18 protein-coding genes are annotated in these 17595 nt (G+C 70.6%); 14 read left to right on the top strand and 4 right to left on the bottom strand.

All coding sequences use genetic code 11. From position 1 onward, the window contains the following. Positions 1–60: 60 nt before the first annotated feature. Together ACZ60T_RS23540 and ACZ60T_RS23535 are read left to right on the top strand one after the other, a co-directional pair. Positions 61–1476: an RDD family protein gene (locus ACZ60T_RS23540; RefSeq protein WP_469667639.1), complete on the top strand. Its 1416-nt coding sequence runs from the start codon at positions 61–63 to the stop codon at positions 1474–1476. A gap of 54 nt (positions 1477–1530) precedes the next feature. Beyond that, the gene (locus ACZ60T_RS23535; RefSeq protein WP_469667638.1) at positions 1531–2340 is read left to right on the top strand and encodes an RDD family protein; all 810 of its coding nucleotides are present in this window, start codon (positions 1531–1533) and stop codon (positions 2338–2340) included. 53 nt (positions 2341–2393) lie between these two features. Here the strand turns inward: ACZ60T_RS23535 and ACZ60T_RS23530 are convergent, their stop codons facing one another. Continuing rightward, positions 2394–2669 carry a hypothetical protein gene (locus ACZ60T_RS23530; RefSeq protein WP_469667637.1) on the bottom strand — a complete coding sequence of 92 codons (276 nt, stop codon included), beginning with the start codon at positions 2667–2669 and terminating at the stop codon, positions 2394–2396. 483 nt (positions 2670–3152) lie between these two features. On the opposite strand from ACZ60T_RS23530, the gene ACZ60T_RS23525 reads away from it, so the two are divergent. Both ACZ60T_RS23525 and ACZ60T_RS23520 read left to right on the top strand, forming a co-directional pair. Beyond that, positions 3153–5498, top strand: a complete 2346-nt coding sequence (locus ACZ60T_RS23525) for an immune inhibitor A domain-containing protein (RefSeq protein ID WP_469667636.1) — start codon at positions 3153–3155, stop codon at positions 5496–5498. Between the two features lie 124 nt (positions 5499–5622). Continuing rightward, the gene (locus ACZ60T_RS23520) at positions 5623–5955 is read left to right on the top strand and encodes a hypothetical protein (RefSeq protein ID WP_365618513.1); all 333 of its coding nucleotides are present in this window, start codon (positions 5623–5625) and stop codon (positions 5953–5955) included. A gap of 12 nt (positions 5956–5967) precedes the next feature. On the opposite strand, the gene ACZ60T_RS23515 is transcribed toward ACZ60T_RS23520, so the two are convergent. After that, positions 5968–6552, bottom strand: coding sequence for a nicotinamidase (locus ACZ60T_RS23515; RefSeq protein ID WP_365618516.1), 585 nt, complete (start codon positions 6550–6552; stop codon positions 5968–5970). A gap of 202 nt (positions 6553–6754) precedes the next feature. Further along, positions 6755–8083 (bottom strand): nicotinate phosphoribosyltransferase, encoded by a 1329-nt coding sequence (locus tag ACZ60T_RS23510; protein WP_469667635.1) that lies wholly within the window; start codon positions 8081–8083, stop codon positions 6755–6757. Positions 8084–8163: 80 nt separating this feature from the next. Here ACZ60T_RS23510 and clpS point away from each other — a divergent pair, with 80 nt between their 5' ends. From clpS to ACZ60T_RS23465, 9 genes are all read left to right on the top strand, one after another. Next, a complete protein-coding gene (clpS, locus tag ACZ60T_RS23505; RefSeq protein ID WP_365618521.1) occupies positions 8164–8481 on the top strand; it encodes an ATP-dependent Clp protease adapter ClpS in 318 nt (105 codons plus the stop codon). A 32-nt stretch (positions 8482–8513) separates the two neighbouring features. Further along, complete coding sequence (locus ACZ60T_RS23500; protein WP_469667634.1) at positions 8514–9122, top strand: DUF2017 domain-containing protein; 609 nt, start codon at positions 8514–8516, stop codon at positions 9120–9122. Positions 9123–9498: 376 nt separating this feature from the next. Beyond that, on the top strand, positions 9499–10932 hold the full coding sequence (locus ACZ60T_RS23495) for an amino acid permease (RefSeq protein WP_365618527.1): 1434 nt from the start codon (positions 9499–9501) through the stop codon (positions 10930–10932). 112 nt (positions 10933–11044) lie between these two features. After that, complete coding sequence (locus tag ACZ60T_RS23490) at positions 11045–11467, top strand: M67 family metallopeptidase (RefSeq protein WP_252421303.1); 423 nt, start codon at positions 11045–11047, stop codon at positions 11465–11467. Between the two features lie 136 nt (positions 11468–11603). Beyond that, on the top strand, positions 11604–11699 hold the full coding sequence (locus ACZ60T_RS23485; RefSeq protein ID WP_365618530.1) for a putative leader peptide: 96 nt from the start codon (positions 11604–11606) through the stop codon (positions 11697–11699). Between the two features lie 129 nt (positions 11700–11828). Then, positions 11829–12107 (top strand): MoaD/ThiS family protein, encoded by a 279-nt coding sequence (locus ACZ60T_RS23480; protein ID WP_365618533.1) that lies wholly within the window; start codon positions 11829–11831, stop codon positions 12105–12107. A gap of 15 nt (positions 12108–12122) precedes the next feature. Continuing rightward, the gene (locus ACZ60T_RS23475) at positions 12123–13073 is read left to right on the top strand and encodes a PLP-dependent cysteine synthase family protein (protein ID WP_469667633.1); all 951 of its coding nucleotides are present in this window, start codon (positions 12123–12125) and stop codon (positions 13071–13073) included. Positions 13074–13444: 371 nt separating this feature from the next. Further along, complete coding sequence (locus ACZ60T_RS23470; protein WP_469667632.1) at positions 13445–15529, top strand: putative Ig domain-containing protein; 2085 nt, start codon at positions 13445–13447, stop codon at positions 15527–15529. Between the two features lie 159 nt (positions 15530–15688). Continuing rightward, positions 15689–16123, top strand: a complete 435-nt coding sequence (locus ACZ60T_RS23465; protein WP_469667631.1) for a hypothetical protein — start codon at positions 15689–15691, stop codon at positions 16121–16123. A 15-nt stretch (positions 16124–16138) separates the two neighbouring features. Here ACZ60T_RS23465 and ACZ60T_RS23460 read toward each other — a convergent pair whose 3' ends face one another. Continuing rightward, a complete protein-coding gene (locus ACZ60T_RS23460; protein ID WP_365618541.1) occupies positions 16139–16579 on the bottom strand; it encodes a type II toxin-antitoxin system PemK/MazF family toxin in 441 nt (146 codons plus the stop codon). Positions 16580–16817: 238 nt separating this feature from the next. Here ACZ60T_RS23460 and ACZ60T_RS23455 point away from each other — a divergent pair, with 238 nt between their 5' ends. Further along, positions 16818–17570 carry an MBL fold metallo-hydrolase gene (locus tag ACZ60T_RS23455; protein WP_469667630.1) on the top strand — a complete coding sequence of 251 codons (753 nt, stop codon included), beginning with the start codon at positions 16818–16820 and terminating at the stop codon, positions 17568–17570. Positions 17571–17595: the final 25 nt, after the last annotated feature.

The following is a 17595-nucleotide window of genomic DNA, read 5'->3' as shown; positions in this document are numbered from 1 at the left end:
CGCGGGTCTGATAGATGTGGAGGCCGACCCAACCCCCCGAGCAGATACGGGACGACGGACATGAGCGCCCCAACCCCGGCACCCGGTGACGACAGGCCCCGCGAGGGGTACTACCCGGATCCATCCATCCCTGGATATGTCCGGTACTGGAACGGCGCCTCCTGGGTGCCGGGCACCAGCAGGCCGGCGCCCACCGACGGCCGCCCGCTGCCCCCGCCGCCCGGCGTGCAGCCCGCGCAGCCCTCGGTGGAGGAGACCGGGCCGCACTTCTTCGACGAGGACGAGCCCGCCCAGGTGACCGCCGCGGACGAGCCCGGAGGCGGCCTGGAACCGGCTTCCGCCTGGGGCGCCGAGCCCGCCCGGCAGTCCGGCTTCGGCGGCGCCCAGGACCACCGGGTGGCCTGGGGCGCGCCCCAGGGCGCCGACCCGCGCCTCCCGCTCGTGAGCGCCCCCGAGGACGCGGCGCCCCGGACGGACGGCACGGCGACGATCCCGCCCGCCGACTCCCCGGCCCCGGACGGCACCGTCGTCTTCCGCAGGCCGTCGCGCGCCGAGGGTCCCGCCGGTACCGACGACCCCGCCCCCTCCGACGGCACCATGAAGTTCCGTGCGCTCTCCCCGCGCACGGGGGAGCGGGGCGGAAGCACGCGGGCGGCCGGTTCCGGTACGGGACAGCCCGCCGACCCGCGCGCGGCGGGCGCGGCCCCCGAGACACCGGAGCCCGCCCCGCGGCGGACCGCCTCCCCGCCCGCGCGGCCCTCGGTGGACCTGCCGGCGCAGCAGTCCGTCGGCTCGCTCCCGCCGCCGGCCGTCCCCGGCTTCCCCCGGCAGGCCGCCGCCCCGTCCGCCGCTCCCGACCCCGGCGAGCAGCGGCCGGCCTCCTGGGCGCAGCAGGTGCAGCACCTCGCGAGTCCGGCCGCCGACGAGCAGCCCGTCGCCCCGTGGAAGCCCCCGGTGGAGGACCCGTTCCAGGCCGCCGCCCGCGCCCAGGCCTCGGCCCGGCCCGCGGGCCTCGGCAGACGGCTGGCCGCCCGGCTGCTCGACACCCTGGTCCTGGCGCTGGCCACGGGCGCGGTCGCGGTGCCGCTCGGCACCAAGGCGATCGACCATGTCGACGCCAAGCTCGACGCGGCCAGGCTGTCCGGGGAGACGGTCACGGTGTGGCTGCTCGACGGCACGACCTCGGTGTATCTCGCCGTCGTGCTCGCCGTGTTCCTCGGCTTCGGCGTCCTCTACGAGGCGCTGCCCACGGCGCGTTGGGGCCGTACGCTCGGCAAGAAGCTGTGCGGCCTCCAGGTGCGGGACATCGAGGGCCATGAGCCGCCGAGCTTCGGCAAGGCGCTGGTCCGCTGGCTCGTCTACGGGGTGCCCGGTCTGCTGCTCGTCGGGGTCGTCGGCGTGCTGTGGTGCGTGTTCGACCGCCCCTGGCGCCAGTGCTGGCACGACAAGGCCGCACACACGTTCGTAGCGGGCTGACCCGGACGGACCTGTACGGATGCGGAGTCGGGGGGTTCGCGGTCGACTCGGGCCATGAGCACCGAACCGCCGCCCCCCGGCCCCGAGGGCTACCCGGACCCCGACCCGTCCAGACGACAGCAGCCCCCGCCCGGCGGCTGGCCGCCCCACGGAGGCGCTCCTCCCCCCGGCGGCGAACCCCCGTACGGCGAGCCCCCACCCGGCCGCGAACCTCCGTACGGCGAGCCCCCACCCGGCCGTGAACCCCCGTACGGCGAGCGACCCCCCGGCGGTCAACCTCCGTACGGCGCACCACCCCCCGGTTCCGGCGGCCCGTACTCAGGCGGCGGCTACGGAGGCGGCCCGTACGGCGGCGGACCATACGGAGGCGGCCCGTACTCAGGCGGTCCCTACGGCGACAGGAACCCCCTCGCCGGAATGCCCCCGCTCGCCGACAGCCTCAAGCGGGTGATCGCGCGGGTCATCGACATGATCCTCGTCGGGATCGTCGTCTGGCTGCTGTCCCTGGCGTTCCACCAGACCAACTACAACATCAACTACGACCAGGTCCAGTCCGGCAGATCCATCGGGCAGTCGGTGATCGCGGCCATCCTCTACATCGCCTACGACACCTACATGACCAGCAAGGACGGGCAGACGGTCGGCAAGAAGCTGATGAACCTGCGGGTCGCCAATCTCGCCGACGGCGCCACCCCGACCCTGCAGACCTCGCTGATCCGCGCGGCGGTGCTGTGGCTTCCGTTCGCGTTCTGCTGCGCCATCGTCTGGACCATCATCTGCGGTGGCTGGAGCTTCTTCGACCGGCCCTTCAAGCAGGGTCTGCACGACAAGGCGGCCAGGACCGTGGTGGTCAGCACGGCGTGAACGGGCGCTGAACGCACGGGCGGTGGTGCCGCGTCAGCCGGCGGGTTCGCAGGTCATGGACCCGCCGGTTCGCGTACGGACTCGGCGTGCGAGCCGGAGCCGACGGCCGCGCCCGGACGGACGGCCTCGGCGGGCCGTCCCGCCGCGGCCGACGCGGACTTCGGCAGGGGGACCGTCATGGCGACGAGCAGCCCGAGCGCGAGCGCGGCGAGGGCGATCACGGCGATGCCCAGGCCCGAACTCGTCTGCGACAGCAGCAACATGGCGAGGGTGGAGAAGATCACGGTGGAGGAGCCGTAGGCGAGCTGTGCGGAGGTCGGACGAGGCATGGCCATTCCTCGGGGTGGGGTGGCCTCCCCCCGTGCCTCACGCTGTGGGGGAGGAAGCGGACACTGATGAGGCAAGTGGTGCGCAAGCGGCCTGGCTGTGAATCGTGGGGTGACAACGGTGTCGACAACGCAATCCATCGCCATTCCAACGGTTCACCCGTCAACTCTATTCGCCTGCATGCCCGAACGGAACGGCTGGTAAGCGTGACCTAACCCACGGTGCCGGTGCACAGGGGGCGCACGGAGTCATGCAATCCGCCAACCGGACGTATGCGCGCGCCGGTTGACAGGGGACTATGCCGCCCGCGCGACAACACCCCGACCCCTTAGTGCACTTGACCAGTCCAAGTCAAGATCTGTCTTTTCTTCTAAACCTCCGGTCAAATGTCGTCACTTGGCACACGCGTGCCCCACGCGCGGACCGTTCCCTGTCCGGGACCTCCTCTTCCGCGCGATCGGTCGCGCCGGGGAGGAATTCATCAAGTGAACAGTAGAACCTGGACGTTCAGAGCGGCTGCGATAGGTGTGACCCTTGCGGCCGCCTCGGCCACGTTCACCACCTTCGCGGTGGCGGCGGCGAACGCCTCTGCGAAGCCCGCCGCCGTGAACCGGCACGACCCGCAGCCGGAGCAGCAGCGGGCGCACGACTTCGACGGTCCGCTCAGCAAGACCCAGGACGCGCAGCGCGAAGAGGCCCTCAAGCAGGTCATCGCGGGCAAGGCGAAGGTCGAGGACAAGGACGGCTCGAACGTCGTCAAGCTCAAGGGCAACAAGGGCAAGGGCCACGGCAAGTACGTCGAGCTGGGCCGCGAGAAGACCGACAAGATCTTCACGATCCTGGTCGAGTTCGGCGACAAGATCGGCCCCTACGGCGGCACGCCCGGCCCGCTGCACAACCAGATCGCCGCGCCCGACCGTGCGAAGGACAACAGCACGGCCTGGCAGGCGGACTACGACCAGAAGCACTTCCAGGACCTGTACTTCGGCACCGGCAAGAACACCGAGTCGCTGAAGAAGTACTACGAGAAGCAGTCCTCGGGCCGCTACTCGGTCGACGGTGAAGTGACCGACTGGGTCAAGGTCCCCTACAACGAGGCCCGTTACGGCTCCAACCAGGCCGGCGACTCCGCCGCCTGGTACGCGGTCCAGGACGGCGTCAACGCCTGGGTCGCCGACCGCAAGGCCGAGGGCAAGAGCACCGCCGAGATCCGCGACGAACTCGCCCAGTTCGACCAGTGGGACCGTTACGACTACGACGGCGACGGCAACTTCAACGAGCCCGACGGCTACATCGACCACTTCCAGATCGTGCACGCGGGCGAGGACGAGTCCGCGGGCGGCGGCGCCCAGGGCGACGACGCGATCTGGGCCCACCGCTGGTACGCCTTCGGCACCGACGCGGGCGCGACCGGTCCGGGCGACAACAAGCTCGGCGGCACCCAGATCGGCGACACCGGCATCTGGGTCGGCGACTACACCATCCAGCCGGAGAACGGCGGACTCGGCGTCTTCGCCCACGAGTACGGTCACGACCTCGGTCTGCCGGACGAGTACGACACCAACGGCGGCGAGAACTCCACCGGGTTCTGGACGCTGATGTCGTCCGGTTCCTGGCTGGGCACCGGCAAGGAGTCCATCGGCGACCTGCCCGGCGACCTCAACGCCTGGGACAAGCTCAAGCTGGGCTGGCTCGACTACGACACGGCCAAGGCCGGTCAGAAGTCCAGCCACAAGCTGGGCCTCGCCGAGTACAACACCAAGGACAAGCAGGCGCTGCTCGTCTCGCTGCCCGACAAGGAGGTGACCACCACGGTGGTCACCCCGGCCCAGGGCGCGACCCAGTGGTGGAGCGGCAGCGGCAACGACCTGCGCAACACCCTGACCCGCTCGGTCGACCTCACCGGCAAGTCCTCGGCCACGCTGTCCCTGGACGGCTGGTACGACATCGAGGCCGAGTACGACTTCCTCTACGCCGAGGTCTCGACCGACGGCGGCGCCAACTGGACCGCGCTCGACGGCACCGTCGACGGCCAGCCGATCCCGCGCGACGCCAGCGACAAGCCGGGCCTGACCGGTTCGATCGACGCGTACGCGAAGCTGTCGTACCCGCTGGACGCCTACGCGGGCAAGAAGGTCGACATCCGCTTCCGCTACCAGACGGACGGCGGCCTGGCGCTCAAGGGCTTCGCGGCCGACCAGATCGCGGTGACCGCGGACGGCGCGACGCTCTTCTCCGACGACGCGGAGACCGCCGACCCGGCGTGGAAGGCCGACGGCTTCTCCCGTATCGGCGCGTCCTTCACCAAGGACTACGAGCAGTACTACATCGCCGAGAACCGTCAGTACGTGTCGTACGACCAGACCCTGAAGACCGGTCCGTACAACTTCGGCTTCTCGACGACCCGTCCCGACTGGGTCGAGCACATCCCGTACCAGAACGGTCTGCTGATCTGGAAGTGGGACACCTCGCAGCCGGACAACAACACCGGTGACCACCCGGGCGCCGGTCTGATCCTCCCGGTCGACTCGCACCCGGGCGCGCTGAAGTGGACCGACGGCACGCTGCTGCGCAACCGGTTCCAGGCGTACGACTCGCCGTTCTCCCTGGAGTCCACCGACGCGATCACCATGCACAAGGCGGACGTGCCGGTGAAGATCAAGTCGCAGAAGGGCGTGTCGGTCTTCAACGACCACACCAACACCTACTACGACCCGTCGAACCCGACCGGTGGTGTCAAGCTCGGTGACACCAACACCAAGATCGAGATCAAGAACATGGCCAAGGACGGCTCCACGGTCAACCTCAAGGTGGGCCCCGCGGTGAAGTAATCCGCATCGTCGCAGGTCAGAAGCGTATCGGCGGTGACCCCCTGGCGGGTCGCCGCCGATCGTGTTCAGATGCCGCTGTGGCTCTCTCAGAGGCACCACCGGGTCTCACAGGAGGGTGACGCGCATGGCAGTAGGAGGCTTCTGCAAGCTGCCGAGCGGCAACGTGGTGGTGGCGCTGAACCTGCCCAGCCCCGGAGCGGGCGGCGGCGCCGTGCGGTTCCTCGTGCTGGCCCGCAACCGGGCCCGCGCCCTGACCCGGCTGCGCAACCTCGGGCTGCGCGCGGTCTATCTGCGCGGCAACGCGGCACCGCCGACCCCGGACGAGATCACGGCGGTCCTCCACCACCCCGACGGCCTGGTCTGGCGCACGGCCCCCGCCGCCGCGTCCCCGGAGCTGTCCGAGGAGCTGTGGCATCCGATCAGGGCCCTGCTGCGCAAGCCCACGCCCCGGACATGACCGCGTGAGCGGTCAGACGACCGGCTTGCCGGACAGCTCCACGCCCGCCGAGCGCAGCTCCTGAAGCGCCCGCTCGGTGGTCTCCTCCGCCACCCCGGCGGTCAGGTCCAGCAGGACCTGCGTGCGAAAGCCCTGCCGCACCGCGTCCAGAGCGGTGGCGCGCACACAGTGGTCGGTGGCGATCCCGACCACGTCCACCTCGTCGATCTCCCGCTCCCGCAGCCAGTCGCCCAGCGCCACCCCGTTCTCGTCGACGCCTTCGAACCCGCTGTACGCGGCCGAGTACGCCCCCTTGTCGAACACGGCGTCGACACCGCCGGAGGTGACGGCCGGGGCGAAGTTCGGATGGAAGCCCACGCCCTCGGTCCCCGCCACACAGTGCGCGGGCCAGGAGCGGACGTAGTCCGGGTCGTCGGCGAAGTGGCCACCGGGGGCGATGTGATGGTCACGGGTGGCGACGACATGGCGGTACCCGGCGGGAGCCTGCCCGATCAGCTCGGTGATCGCGGCGGCCACGTCCGCGCCGCCGGACACCGCGAGGCTGCCGCCTTCGCAGAAGTCGTTCTGCACATCTACGACGATCAGGGCGCGGCGCATGGTCGGTGTCCTTCGGCTCGGCGGTGCTCGGGTGGGGGCTTCGCGGGTGCGGCGGGCGGGTCGGGTCGGGTGCGCGGGCGCGCTGCCGTTGCATTCCCGCGGGTGGCCGGTTCATGCCCCGTGGGACCCGCGGGCCCGTGCCCACACCCCGCCCTTACTCACCTCCAGAGTGCGCGTCGGGCGGGGCGGTCGGGCGTACGCGTCAGAGGTACTCGGTCGCCAGCACCGGCTCACCGCGGGAGAGCTGGGTCGCCGACAGCGGCAGGCGGTCGCGTACGGCGGCGTGGCGGTCGCGGGCCACGTCCAGCGGCTCGCGGGCCACGACCTGGCCGCCCTTGACCAACTGGACCAGCAACTGGTGGTCCGCCAGCTCGGGCGGCACCGGACCGGTGCCGACCACCTCGGCCTCGGCCACCCCGTGCTCGTCCACGCGCCGCGCCGCCCACTTGCGCCCGCCGACGGACGTCTTGCCGCCGGTCGTCTTCTTCGCCACCGGCAGCAGCGGGGCCTTCGGGTCGGCCGACTCGGCGCGGGCGACCAGCTTGTAGACCATCGAGCAGGTCGGATGGCCCGACCCCGTCACCAGTTGCGTCCCGACGCCGTACGCGTCCACGGGCGCCGCCGCCAGCGAGGCGATCGCGTACTCGTCCAGGTCCGAGGTCACGACGATCTTCGTCTCGGTCGCGCCCAGCCGGTCGAGCTGCTGCCGCACCCGGTGCGCGACCAGCAGCAGATCGCCGGAGTCGATACGGACGGCACCCAGCTCGGGCCCGGCGGTCTCGACGGCCACCCGGACGGCCTCGGCGACGTCGTAGGTGTCCACGAGCAGCGTGGTGTCCCGGCCCAGCGAGTCGACCTGGGCGCGGAAGGCGTCCCGCTCGGTGTCGTGCAGCAGCGTGAAGGCGTGGGCGGACGTCCCGACCGTCGGGATGCCGTAGCGGAAACCGGCGGCCAGGTCGGAGGTGGTCGCGAAGCCGCCGACGTAGGCGGAGCGCGCGGCGGCCACGGCGGCCAGCTCATGGGTGCGCCGGGCGCCCATCTCGATCAGCGGCCGGTCCCCGGCGGCCGAGGACATCCGGGAGGCGGCGGCGGCGACCGCGGAGTCGTGGTTGAGGATCGACAGGATCACGGTCTCCAGGAGCACGCACTCCGCGAAGCTGCCCTCGACCCGCAGGATCGGCGAGCCCGGGAAGTACACCTCGCCCTCGGGGTAGCCCCAGATGTCGCCGCTGAAGCGGTACGAGGCAAGCCACTGGAGGGTCGCGTCGTCGACGACCCGGCGCTCCCGCAGGAAGCCGAGGAGGCCCGCGTCGAAGCGGAAGTTCTCCACCGCGTCCAGGACCCGCCCGATGCCAGCCACGACGCCGTAGCGACGGCCTTCGGGCAGCCGTCGCGTGAAGACCTCGAACACGGACCGCCGCTCGGCGGTGCCGCCCTCCAGGGCGGCTTGCAGCATCGTCAGCTCATAGTGGTCGGTGAAGAGCGCCGTCGAGGGAACGTCCACCGGCAGCCCAAGGTCCGCTGTCTCCATGGTGGACGATCGTACCTTCATCTCGTCAGTCTGACGATTTGTGGCCTCGGTTTGTGCGAGCACCCCCCAGTGGTGGCAGCATGGGGCCTGTGACGGCTCCCGCACCCCTTGAGATCGAGAAGACCGAGTCGGCGGAGGAAGCGTTCGCCGTCCCCGAGCCGGACGTCCCCTGGTTGACGATCGTGCACAACGATCCGGTCAACCTCATGAGCTATGTGACGTATGTGTTCCAGACGTACTTCGGCTACCCGAAGGACAAGGCCACCAAGCTCATGCTCGACGTCCACCACAAGGGCCGGGCGGTGGTGTCCAGTGGTACGCGCGAAGAGATGGAGCGCGACGTGCAGGCCATGCACGGTTACGGTCTGTGGGCCACACTTCAGCAGGACCGCAAGTAGTCAGCAGGCCCGTCGAGCACTGAAAAGACCCCATGCCAGGACACTTCGAACCGCTCCCCGGCGGCGGCGCGGCCGTCGCACTCGACGAGGTCGAGATCTCCATCATCCGGTCGCTGGCCCTCCAGTTGCTGGAACTCATCGGGCCGGGCCCCGGGCCGGCGGACGCCCCGGAGGACCCGCTCGCCGAGCTGTTCACGGAGGGCCCGAGCGAGCCGCCGGACGACCCGGTCCTGCGCCGTCTGTTCCCGGACGCCTATGGCGGCCCCGACGCCGACCCCGCCACGCCCGAGGAGGCGGAGGAGCGGCGCACCCACTCCTCGGAGTTCCGCCGCTTCACCGAGAACGATCTGCGCGCGGGCAAGCGGGAGAGCGCCCTCGCGGTGATCCGCTCGCTGGACGCGCTGGCCCCGGTGGGCGAGGAGGCGGCCGTCCTGAAGCTGTCGCCCGAGGCGTCGCGGCAGTGGCTCGGCGCCCTGAACGATCTGCGTCTCGCGATCGGCTCCCGGCTGGAGGTCTCCGACGAGGAGGAGACCGACGAGCTGTACCGGCTGCCCGACGAGGACCCGCGCAAGCCGATGGTGATGGCGTACCTCTGGTTGGGCGGCCTTCAGGAGACCCTCATCGCGACCCTTATGTCCTGATCGGCTCCGATTCCCGGATGCGGGCCGATACCACTGATACGCGGGGTGCGGAATCTTCCGTTCCGCACCCCGGTGTCCGCTGAGCGAACTTGATCATCCGGATAACGATCGCATCACAACGGTGATCCCGTACGCCCGCTTCAGTGATGTTTTGTCCGCTTCTTACGGTGATGTGCGTCATATCTCTGACGCCCGATCATCACCGCTGCCGTGGTAAACCTTCTCACCGCCCGTCGGACGCCACCCATGTCCGGTCGGGTGCGCCACCGAGCCGACGATCGTCGGCCAGGCAACAACTCCATCAGTCCGGGGGGATTCGAGACCCGGTCCGAAGGCCCCGCTCGGCCTGGATCGGGATGGAGAAAGGCGCACCACCATGACCTCAGCGCAGGTCGACCAGCAGCACGACGGCGGCGAGGCCGCCGACGGCGCGGCCGAGGGCGGCGAGGGCTACCAGCGAGGGCTCGGTACCCGGCAGATCCAGATGATCGCCATCGGCGGCGCCATCGGCACCGGCCTCTTCCTGGGCGCGGGCAAGGGCATCGCGAAGGCAGGCCCCAGCCTGATCCTGGCGTACGCCGTCGCGGGCGTCGTCATCTTCATGATCATGCGCGCGCTCGGCGAACTGCTGATGTACCGCCCGGTCTCCGGCTCGTTCTCGGAGTACGCGCGCGAGTTCATCGGCCCGTTCGCGGGCTTCGTGACCGGGTGGACGTACTGGCTGTTCTGGGTGGTCACCGGCATCACCGAGGTGACGGCCGCGGCGGCCTACATGACGTACTGGTTCGACATGCCGCAGTGGCTCTCGGCCCTGATCTTCACGGTCGTGCTCTACGGCGCCAACCTGATCTCCGTGAAGCTCTTCGGAGAGCTGGAGTTCTGGTTCTCCATGGTCAAGGTCACCGCGATCGTCGGCATGATCCTGATCTGCGTCGGCGTCCTGACGATCGGCTTCTCCGACGCCGCCGACACCGCCTCCATGACCCACCTGTGGAAGGACCACGGCTTCTTCCCGAACGGCGTCGGCAGCACGCTGATGACCCTCCAGATGGTCATGTTCGCCTTCCTCGCCGTCGAGCTGGTCGGTGTCACCGCGGGCGAGTCCAAGGACCCCAAGAAGGTGCTGCCGAGGGCGATCAACACCGTGCCCTGGCGGATCGCCGTCTTCTACATCGGCGCGCTGATCATGATCCTCTCGGTCGTGCCGTGGACGAACTTCTCGCCGGGCGAGAGCCCCTTCGTGGCCGCGTTCGACAAGATGGGCCTGGCCGCGGGCGCGGGCATCGTCAACTTCGTCGTCCTCACGGCCGCGCTGTCCTCCTGCAACTCCGGCATGTACTCCACCGGCCGCATGCTGCGCGACCTGGCGCTCAACAGCCAGGGTCCGAAGGCCTTCACCAAGCTGACGCCCAGCGGCACCCCGCTGGTGGGGACGACGTTCTCCGCCGCGCTGATGATGGTCGGCGTCTGGATCAACTACCAGTGGCCGGGCAAGGCGTTCGACTACGTGGTGTCCTTCGCGACCATCTCCGGCATGTGGGCCTGGATCGTCATCCTGATCTGCCAGATCCGCTACCGGGCCAAGTCGGACCGCGGGGTGCTGCCGAAGAGCGAGTTCCGTGCCCCGGGAGCGCCGTTCACCAGCTACTTCGCGCTGCTGTTCATCTTCATGGTGATCGTGCTCATGGGCATCGACAAGGACGCCCGGGTCTCGCTGTACTGCGCCCCGCTGTGGGGTCTGATCCTCGCCGTCTCCTACGTCGTGCTCAGGAGCCGCAACCCGCAGGCCGCGGCCTTCCGCAAGCGCTGACACGCGGCTCGGGCGGCCCGGCGGACGGCGGGCAGGCTCCGGACGTCCAGCATGTGGGCTGTCTTGTACCGACTCTCGGTACGAGACAGCCCCTCTGCTTATCCTGACCCCCATGCTGACCCTCACCCAGGCCCTCTACGACCAGATCGTCGCCCACGCGCGCGAGGACCACCCCGACGAGGCGTGCGGCGTGGTCGCCGGACCCGTGGGCGCCGGCCGCCCCGAGCGCTTCATCCCGATGCTCAACGCGGCCCGCTCGCCCACGTTCTACGAGTTCGACTCGCAGGATCTGCTGAAGCTGTACCGGGAGATGGACGACCGCGACGAGGAGCCGGTGATCATCTACCACTCCCACACCGCGACCGAGGCCTACCCCTCCCGCACCGACATCGGCTACGCCAACGAGCCCGGCGCCCACTACGTGCTCGTCTCCACGGCCGACGCCGACGGCCTCGGCGAGTTCCAGTTCCGCTCCTTCCGGATCCTCGAGGGCGAGGTCACCGAGGAGGAGGTCAAGGTCGTGGACGCCTACTGAGCCACGCGTACGGACAGACGCCGGGCGACGCCCGCCGGGCGGGCCGCACCGGGCCCTGACCACACTTCGGGCAGCGTCCATCCGGCATGCGAGATGGCCTTCCAGAACCCGGACCGGGAATCGTTACGATGAGCGCATGGTTATCGACGACGTGAGCGAGAAGACCCCGGGCGCCCTGCTCGTGGCGCGGCTGCACGTCGACCTGTGCAGGCTCGCCAGCGCCATCTGTTGACGCGTCCCTGCCGCGTGCCCGCCCTCGTACGCTTCGTACGGCCATGAGCCGCGGCGCCCCTCGCGTACCACCACGCTCCCGCGCTGCCGTGCGCTCCGACCCGACACTCTCCGACAGGAGTCCACAACCATGGCCATCGAGGTCCGCATCCCGACCATCCTCCGCCAGTACACCGACGGCCAGAAGGCCGTCGAGGGCAGCGGGGACACCCTCGCCGCGCTGTTCACCGACCTCGAGGCCCGCCACCCGGGCATCCAGGCCCGGATCGTGGACGGCGGCGAGCTGCGCCGGTTCGTCAACGTCTACCTGAACGACGAGGACGTCCGCTTCCTGGACGGCATCGACACCAAGCTGGCCGACGGCGACAACGTGACGATCCTGCCGGCGGTCGCCGGCGGCATGGCCTGAGGGCCCTGATCGCTGATGCGTTACGACTCCCCGCTGGCCGCCGTCGGCAACACGCCCCTGGTGCGCCTGCCCCGGCTCTCGCCGTCCCCCGACGTCCGGATCTGGGCCAAGCTGGAGGACCGCAACCCGACCGGCTCGGTCAAGGACCGCCCGGCGCTGCACATGATCGAGCACGCCGAGAAGGACGGCCGGCTCACCCCCGGCTGCACCATCCTGGAGCCCACCTCGGGCAACACCGGCATCTCCCTGGCCATGGCGGCGAAGCTCAAGGGCTACCGCATGGTGTGCGTGATGCCGGAGAACACCTCGCAGGAGCGCCGGGACCTGCTGGCCATGTGGGGCGCCGAGATCATCTCCAGCCCGGCCGCGGGCGGCTCCAACACCGCCGTGCGCGTCGCCAAGGAGCTGGCCGCCGAGCACCCCGACTGGGTGATGCTCTACCAGTACGGCAACCCGGACAACGCGGGCGCGCACTACGCGACGACCGGGCCCGAGATCCTCGCCGACCTGCCCTCGATCACGCACTTCGTGGCGGGCCTCGGCACCACGGGCACGCTCATGGGCGTGGGCCGCTATCTGCGCGAGCACAAGCCGGACGTCAAGATCGTGGCGGCCGAGCCGCGCTATGACGACCTGGTGTACGGCCTCCGGAACCTCGACGAGGGCTTCGTACCGGAGCTGTACGACGCCTCGGTCCTCACCACCCGCTTCTCGGTCGGCTCGGCGGACGCGGTGACCCGTACCCGTGAACTCCTCCAGCAGGAGGGCATCTTCGCGGGTGTCTCCACCGGCGCCGCCCTGCACGCGGCGATCGGCGTCGGCCGCAAGGCCGTCAAGGCGGGCGAGAGCGCGGACATCGCGTTCATCGTCGCCGACGGCGGCTGGAAGTACCTCTCGACGGGCGTCTACACGGCGGCCACGACGGAAGAGGCCGTCGAGACCCTGCACGGCCAGCTCTGGGCCTAGCCGCCCAGAAGTTCGGAAGAAGTCCCGAAGTCCGGGGGTGCACCCCCGGACTTCGTCCTTCCATCGGCAGGGCAACCTCCGCCTAAGGGCCTGCCAATCGCCGCCTATGGAGCGGCAAAGATCTTCGCCGGGTGGGCGCTCGGCCCTGTCGCGCCCGGCTATGTTCGCCCCGTCCTGTCATGCCACGCTCATCGGCAGCGCAGGCTGTGATCTGTCATGCCCATGACTACATGGCTACATCCGTGCAGGTCATGGGCGTGCCACCCCGTTCCACCTCGTTCGAGAACCCCCACATCCGGCTGTGGCGTTCGCAGACGACCCGACCCGGGTCCGCGCGGCGCCCGCCTCGAACCGATGGAGGCAGCACCCCCATGCGTGAGTCACGCGCGAGCAGGCGCCCCCGACGTCTGCGAAGACTTCTGACCGCCGCCGTGCCCGCCCTCGCCCTGACCGTCGCCGGTCTCTTCATGGCCCCGGCCGCAGGCGCCCAGACCGTTCACGACCCCGCGCCGTCCTCGCACTCCTCCCGCATCACCCAGAACGTCAAGGCCCTGACGGACGCCAAGGCGCAGACCGTCCACGCGACCGGCAAGGCCGGGCAGCAGGTGCCGACCGAGCGCCTGTGCGGCACCCCGTCCGCCGGGCACGCGTCCTGCTTCGCCCAGCGGCGCACCGACATCCGCCAGCGGCTCGCCTCCGAACTGGCCGCCGCCACGCCCTCTGGCCTGAGCCCGGCCAACCTGCACAGCGCCTACAACCTGCCCGCGACCGGCGGCTCCGGTCTGACCGTCGCGGTGGTCGACGCCTACAACGACCCCAACGCCGAGTCGGACCTGGCCACTTACCGCTCGACGTACGGACTGTCCGCGTGCACCAAGGCCAACGGCTGCTTCAAGCAGGTCAGTCAGACGGGCTCCACCACCTCGCTGCCCGCCAACGACAGCGGCTGGGCCGGTGAGGAAGCGCTCGACATCGACATGGTCAGCGCCGTCTGCCCCAACTGCAACATCATCCTCGTAGAGGCCAATTCGCCCACCGACGCCAACCTCGGCGCCGCGGAGAACGAGGCGGTCGCCCTCGGCGCCAAGTTCGTCTCCAACAGTTGGGGCGGCTCCGAGTCGTCCTCACAGACCAGCTCCGACACCCAGTACTTCAAGCACCCGGGCGTCGCCGTCACCGTCTCCTCGGGCGACTCCGGTTACGGCGCCGAGTGGCCGGCGACCTCCCAGTACGTGACCGCCGTCGGCGGCACCGCCCTCACCACGTCCTCCAACTCCCGCGGCTGGAACGAGACCGTGTGGAAGACGAACAGCACCGAGGGCACCGGCTCCGGCTGCTCGGCCTATGACGCGAAGCCCAGTTGGCAGACCGACACCGGCTGCGCCAAGCGCATGGAGGCCGATGTCTCCGCGGTCGCCGACCCGGCCACCGGCGTCGCCGTCTACGACACCTACGGCGGCTCCGGCTGGGCGGTCTACGGCGGCACCAGCGCCTCCGCCCCGATCGTCGCCGGTGTCTACGCCCTCGCGGGCACCCCGGGCTCCGCCGACTACCCGGCGCAGTACCCCTACGCCCACACCGCGAACCTCAACGACGTCACCAGCGGCAACAACGGAAGCTGCTCGACCTCGTACTACTGCACCGCGGGCGCGGGTTACGACGGCCCGACCGGCTGGGGCACCCCCAACGGCACCGCCGCCTTCACCTCGGGCAGCGGCTCCGGCACCACGGTGAGCGTCACCAACCCGGGCAACCAGTCGACCACCACCGGCAGTTCGGTCAGCCTCAAGATCTCGGCCACCGACAGCGCGGGCGCGACCCTCACCTACAGCGCCGTCGGCCTGCCCACCGGTCTGTCGATCAACAGCTCCACCGGCCTGATCACCGGCACCGCGTCCACCGCGGGCACCTACAACACCACGGTCATCGCGACCGACAGCACGGGCGCCTCCGGCTCGGCCTCCTTCACCTGGACCGTCGGCTCGTCCGGCGGCGGGGGCACCTGCACCTCGACGCAGTTGCTCGGCAACCCGGGCTTCGAGTCCGGCAACACCGGCTGGACCACGACGAGCGGCGTCATCACCAACGAGAGCGGGCAGTCGGCGCACGGCGGCTCGTACTTCGCCTGGCTCGACGGCTACGGCACCACCCACACCGACACGCTGTCCCAGTCGGTGACGATCCCGTCCGGCTGCAAGGCGACGCTCAGCTTCTATCTGCACATCGACACCGCCGAGTCCACCACCGGCTCCGCGTACGACAAGCTGACGGTGACCGCCGGATCGACCACGCTGGCGACGTACTCGAACCTCAACGCCGCCTCCGGCTACAGCCAGAAGACACTCGACCTGTCGTCCTTCGCCGGGTCCACGGTCACCCTCAAGTTCAGCGGCGCCGAGGACTCCATCCTCCAGACCAGCTTCGTCATCGACGACACCGCCGTGACGACGAGCTGACGCACCGGCACCATCCCGACCGGGGCCCCGGCCGCAGCCACGCGGCCGGGGCCCTTCGCCGCGCGCGGGCCGGATCCCGTACCCGGAACGGGATCCTGATACGGAGGAGACACGTCAGACCCGTACCGAGCCGAAGCCCCGCAGGAAGGCGGCCCGCCCATGCGCCGTAGGACCCTCCACCTGGCCGCCGTCGCCGCGGCGGCGCTCCTCCTCGCCGGATGCGGCACCCAGCACGAGGACACGGCATCGCCCGCGCCCCCGCCGCCCCCGACGGGATGCCCCGCCGAGGTCCGGCTCACCGCCGCCGACGACGGCCGTACCGTCTGCCTGGCGACCGGCGGGCGGCTCCGGCTGACCCTGCGCGGCAGCGAGGACCGGCCCTGGACCCCCGTCACCGCCATGGGCGGCGCGCTGCGGCCCGTCAACGCCGGTGTCGCCGTACGGAAGGGCGACGCCGACGCCGCCTTCGAGGCGGTCGCGCCCGGTACGGCACGGCTCACCTCGACCCGCCCCCTGTGCGCCCGGCGACCGGGCCAGAACTCCTGTCTGGGCATCCAGACGTGGACGGTCACAGTGACCGTGCGGAAGTCCTGAGGCCGCTCGCCCCGCTCACCCCGCCAGATACCGCACCTGGTCCCAGAGCAGGGGATCCACCACCCCCACCCGCCGCCGGAAGTCCCACAACGGCACGTCCCGCAGCTCGTCCGTCTCCAGATAGCTGGGCCGCCCGTGGGCGTCGGCCACCGTCCCCGGCGGCAGCGGGATCACCCCGGCCCGCTCGTCGTGGTACCTGCTGGTGATCCGCGCGACCGTCGCCGTGTCCCCGCGCACCGCCAGCACCAGACACGGCCGCTCGCCGCCGCCCTCCCGGTTCTCGTGCGGCACGCTCGTCCACCAGATCTCGGCGGGCCGGGGATGCGCCCGGGGCAGCCCCCGCCCCCGGGCAGCCGTGCGACGGCGACGCTGCCCGCGCCCCCAGCCGTCCACCAGCGTCGCGACCAGCGCGAGCAGCACCACCGCCGCCAGCGCCGGCCACCAGGACGTGTCCATATGGTTGACGGTACCGGCGCGTTCGCCCGGTCGCCCGCGTTGTCGCGACCCCACGCGTCACGCCGTGCCCCGCCGCTCCAGCCGAACCGGTGATGCCACAGGTGAGTTCCCCCACAACGACCCCTGCCGAGGGAGCGACCCACCCCTTCGCGCCTTACGCTCGACGCACCGCACGACCCCCGTCACCGTCCCCGGCCATGCCTTCTGCACGCCCCTGCCACGCGGAGGTTCCAGCTCTATGAAGCTCACCGTCGTCGGCTGCTCGGGGTCGTTCCCGTCCGCGGAATCGGCCTGCTCGAGCTACCTCATCGAGGCCGACGGCTTCCGGCTGCTTCTCGACATGGGCAACGGCGCCCTCGGCGAGCTGCAGCGCCACTGCGGTCTCTACGACCTCGACGCGATCTTCCTCAGCCATCTCCATGCCGACCACTGCATCGACATGCTCGCCTACTTCGTCGCGCGCTACTACCGCTACGACGGCGGTCGCTGCGCCCCGATCCCGGTCTACGGCCCCGAAGGCACCGAGCAGCGCCTGACCACGGCCTACGCCGACACCCCGTCCGCCTCCTCGATGAGCGAGGTCTTCGACTTCCACACCGTGAAGCCGGGCACGTTCGAGATCGGCCCCTTCACCGTCCACACGGAACTGCTCCGCCACCCCGTGGAGTCGTACGGCATCCGTATCGAGCACGGTGGCCGGTCGCTCACGTACTCCGGCGACACCGGAGTGACCGCGGCCCTGGACGAACTCGCCCGCGAGACGGACCTGTTCCTGTGCGAGGCCGCGTTCACGTACGGCAAGGAGGACATCGCCGACCTCCATCTCAACGGCCGCGAGGCGGGCGAGACCGCGGCCCGCGCGAGGGCGCGCAAGCTGATCCTCACGCACATCCCGCCGTGGACGGACCCCCAGGTCAACCTGCGGGACGCCCGAGCGGTGTACGACGGGCCGGTGGAACTGACCGCGCCGGGAACGACGTACGAGATCTGACCCGGTCCCGCGTCGGGGCCCCGGA

The sequence above is a fragment of the Streptomyces sp. NPDC104371 genome (genome assembly GCF_055583785.1).
This window is presented reverse-complemented; position numbering and strand designations above follow the sequence as displayed.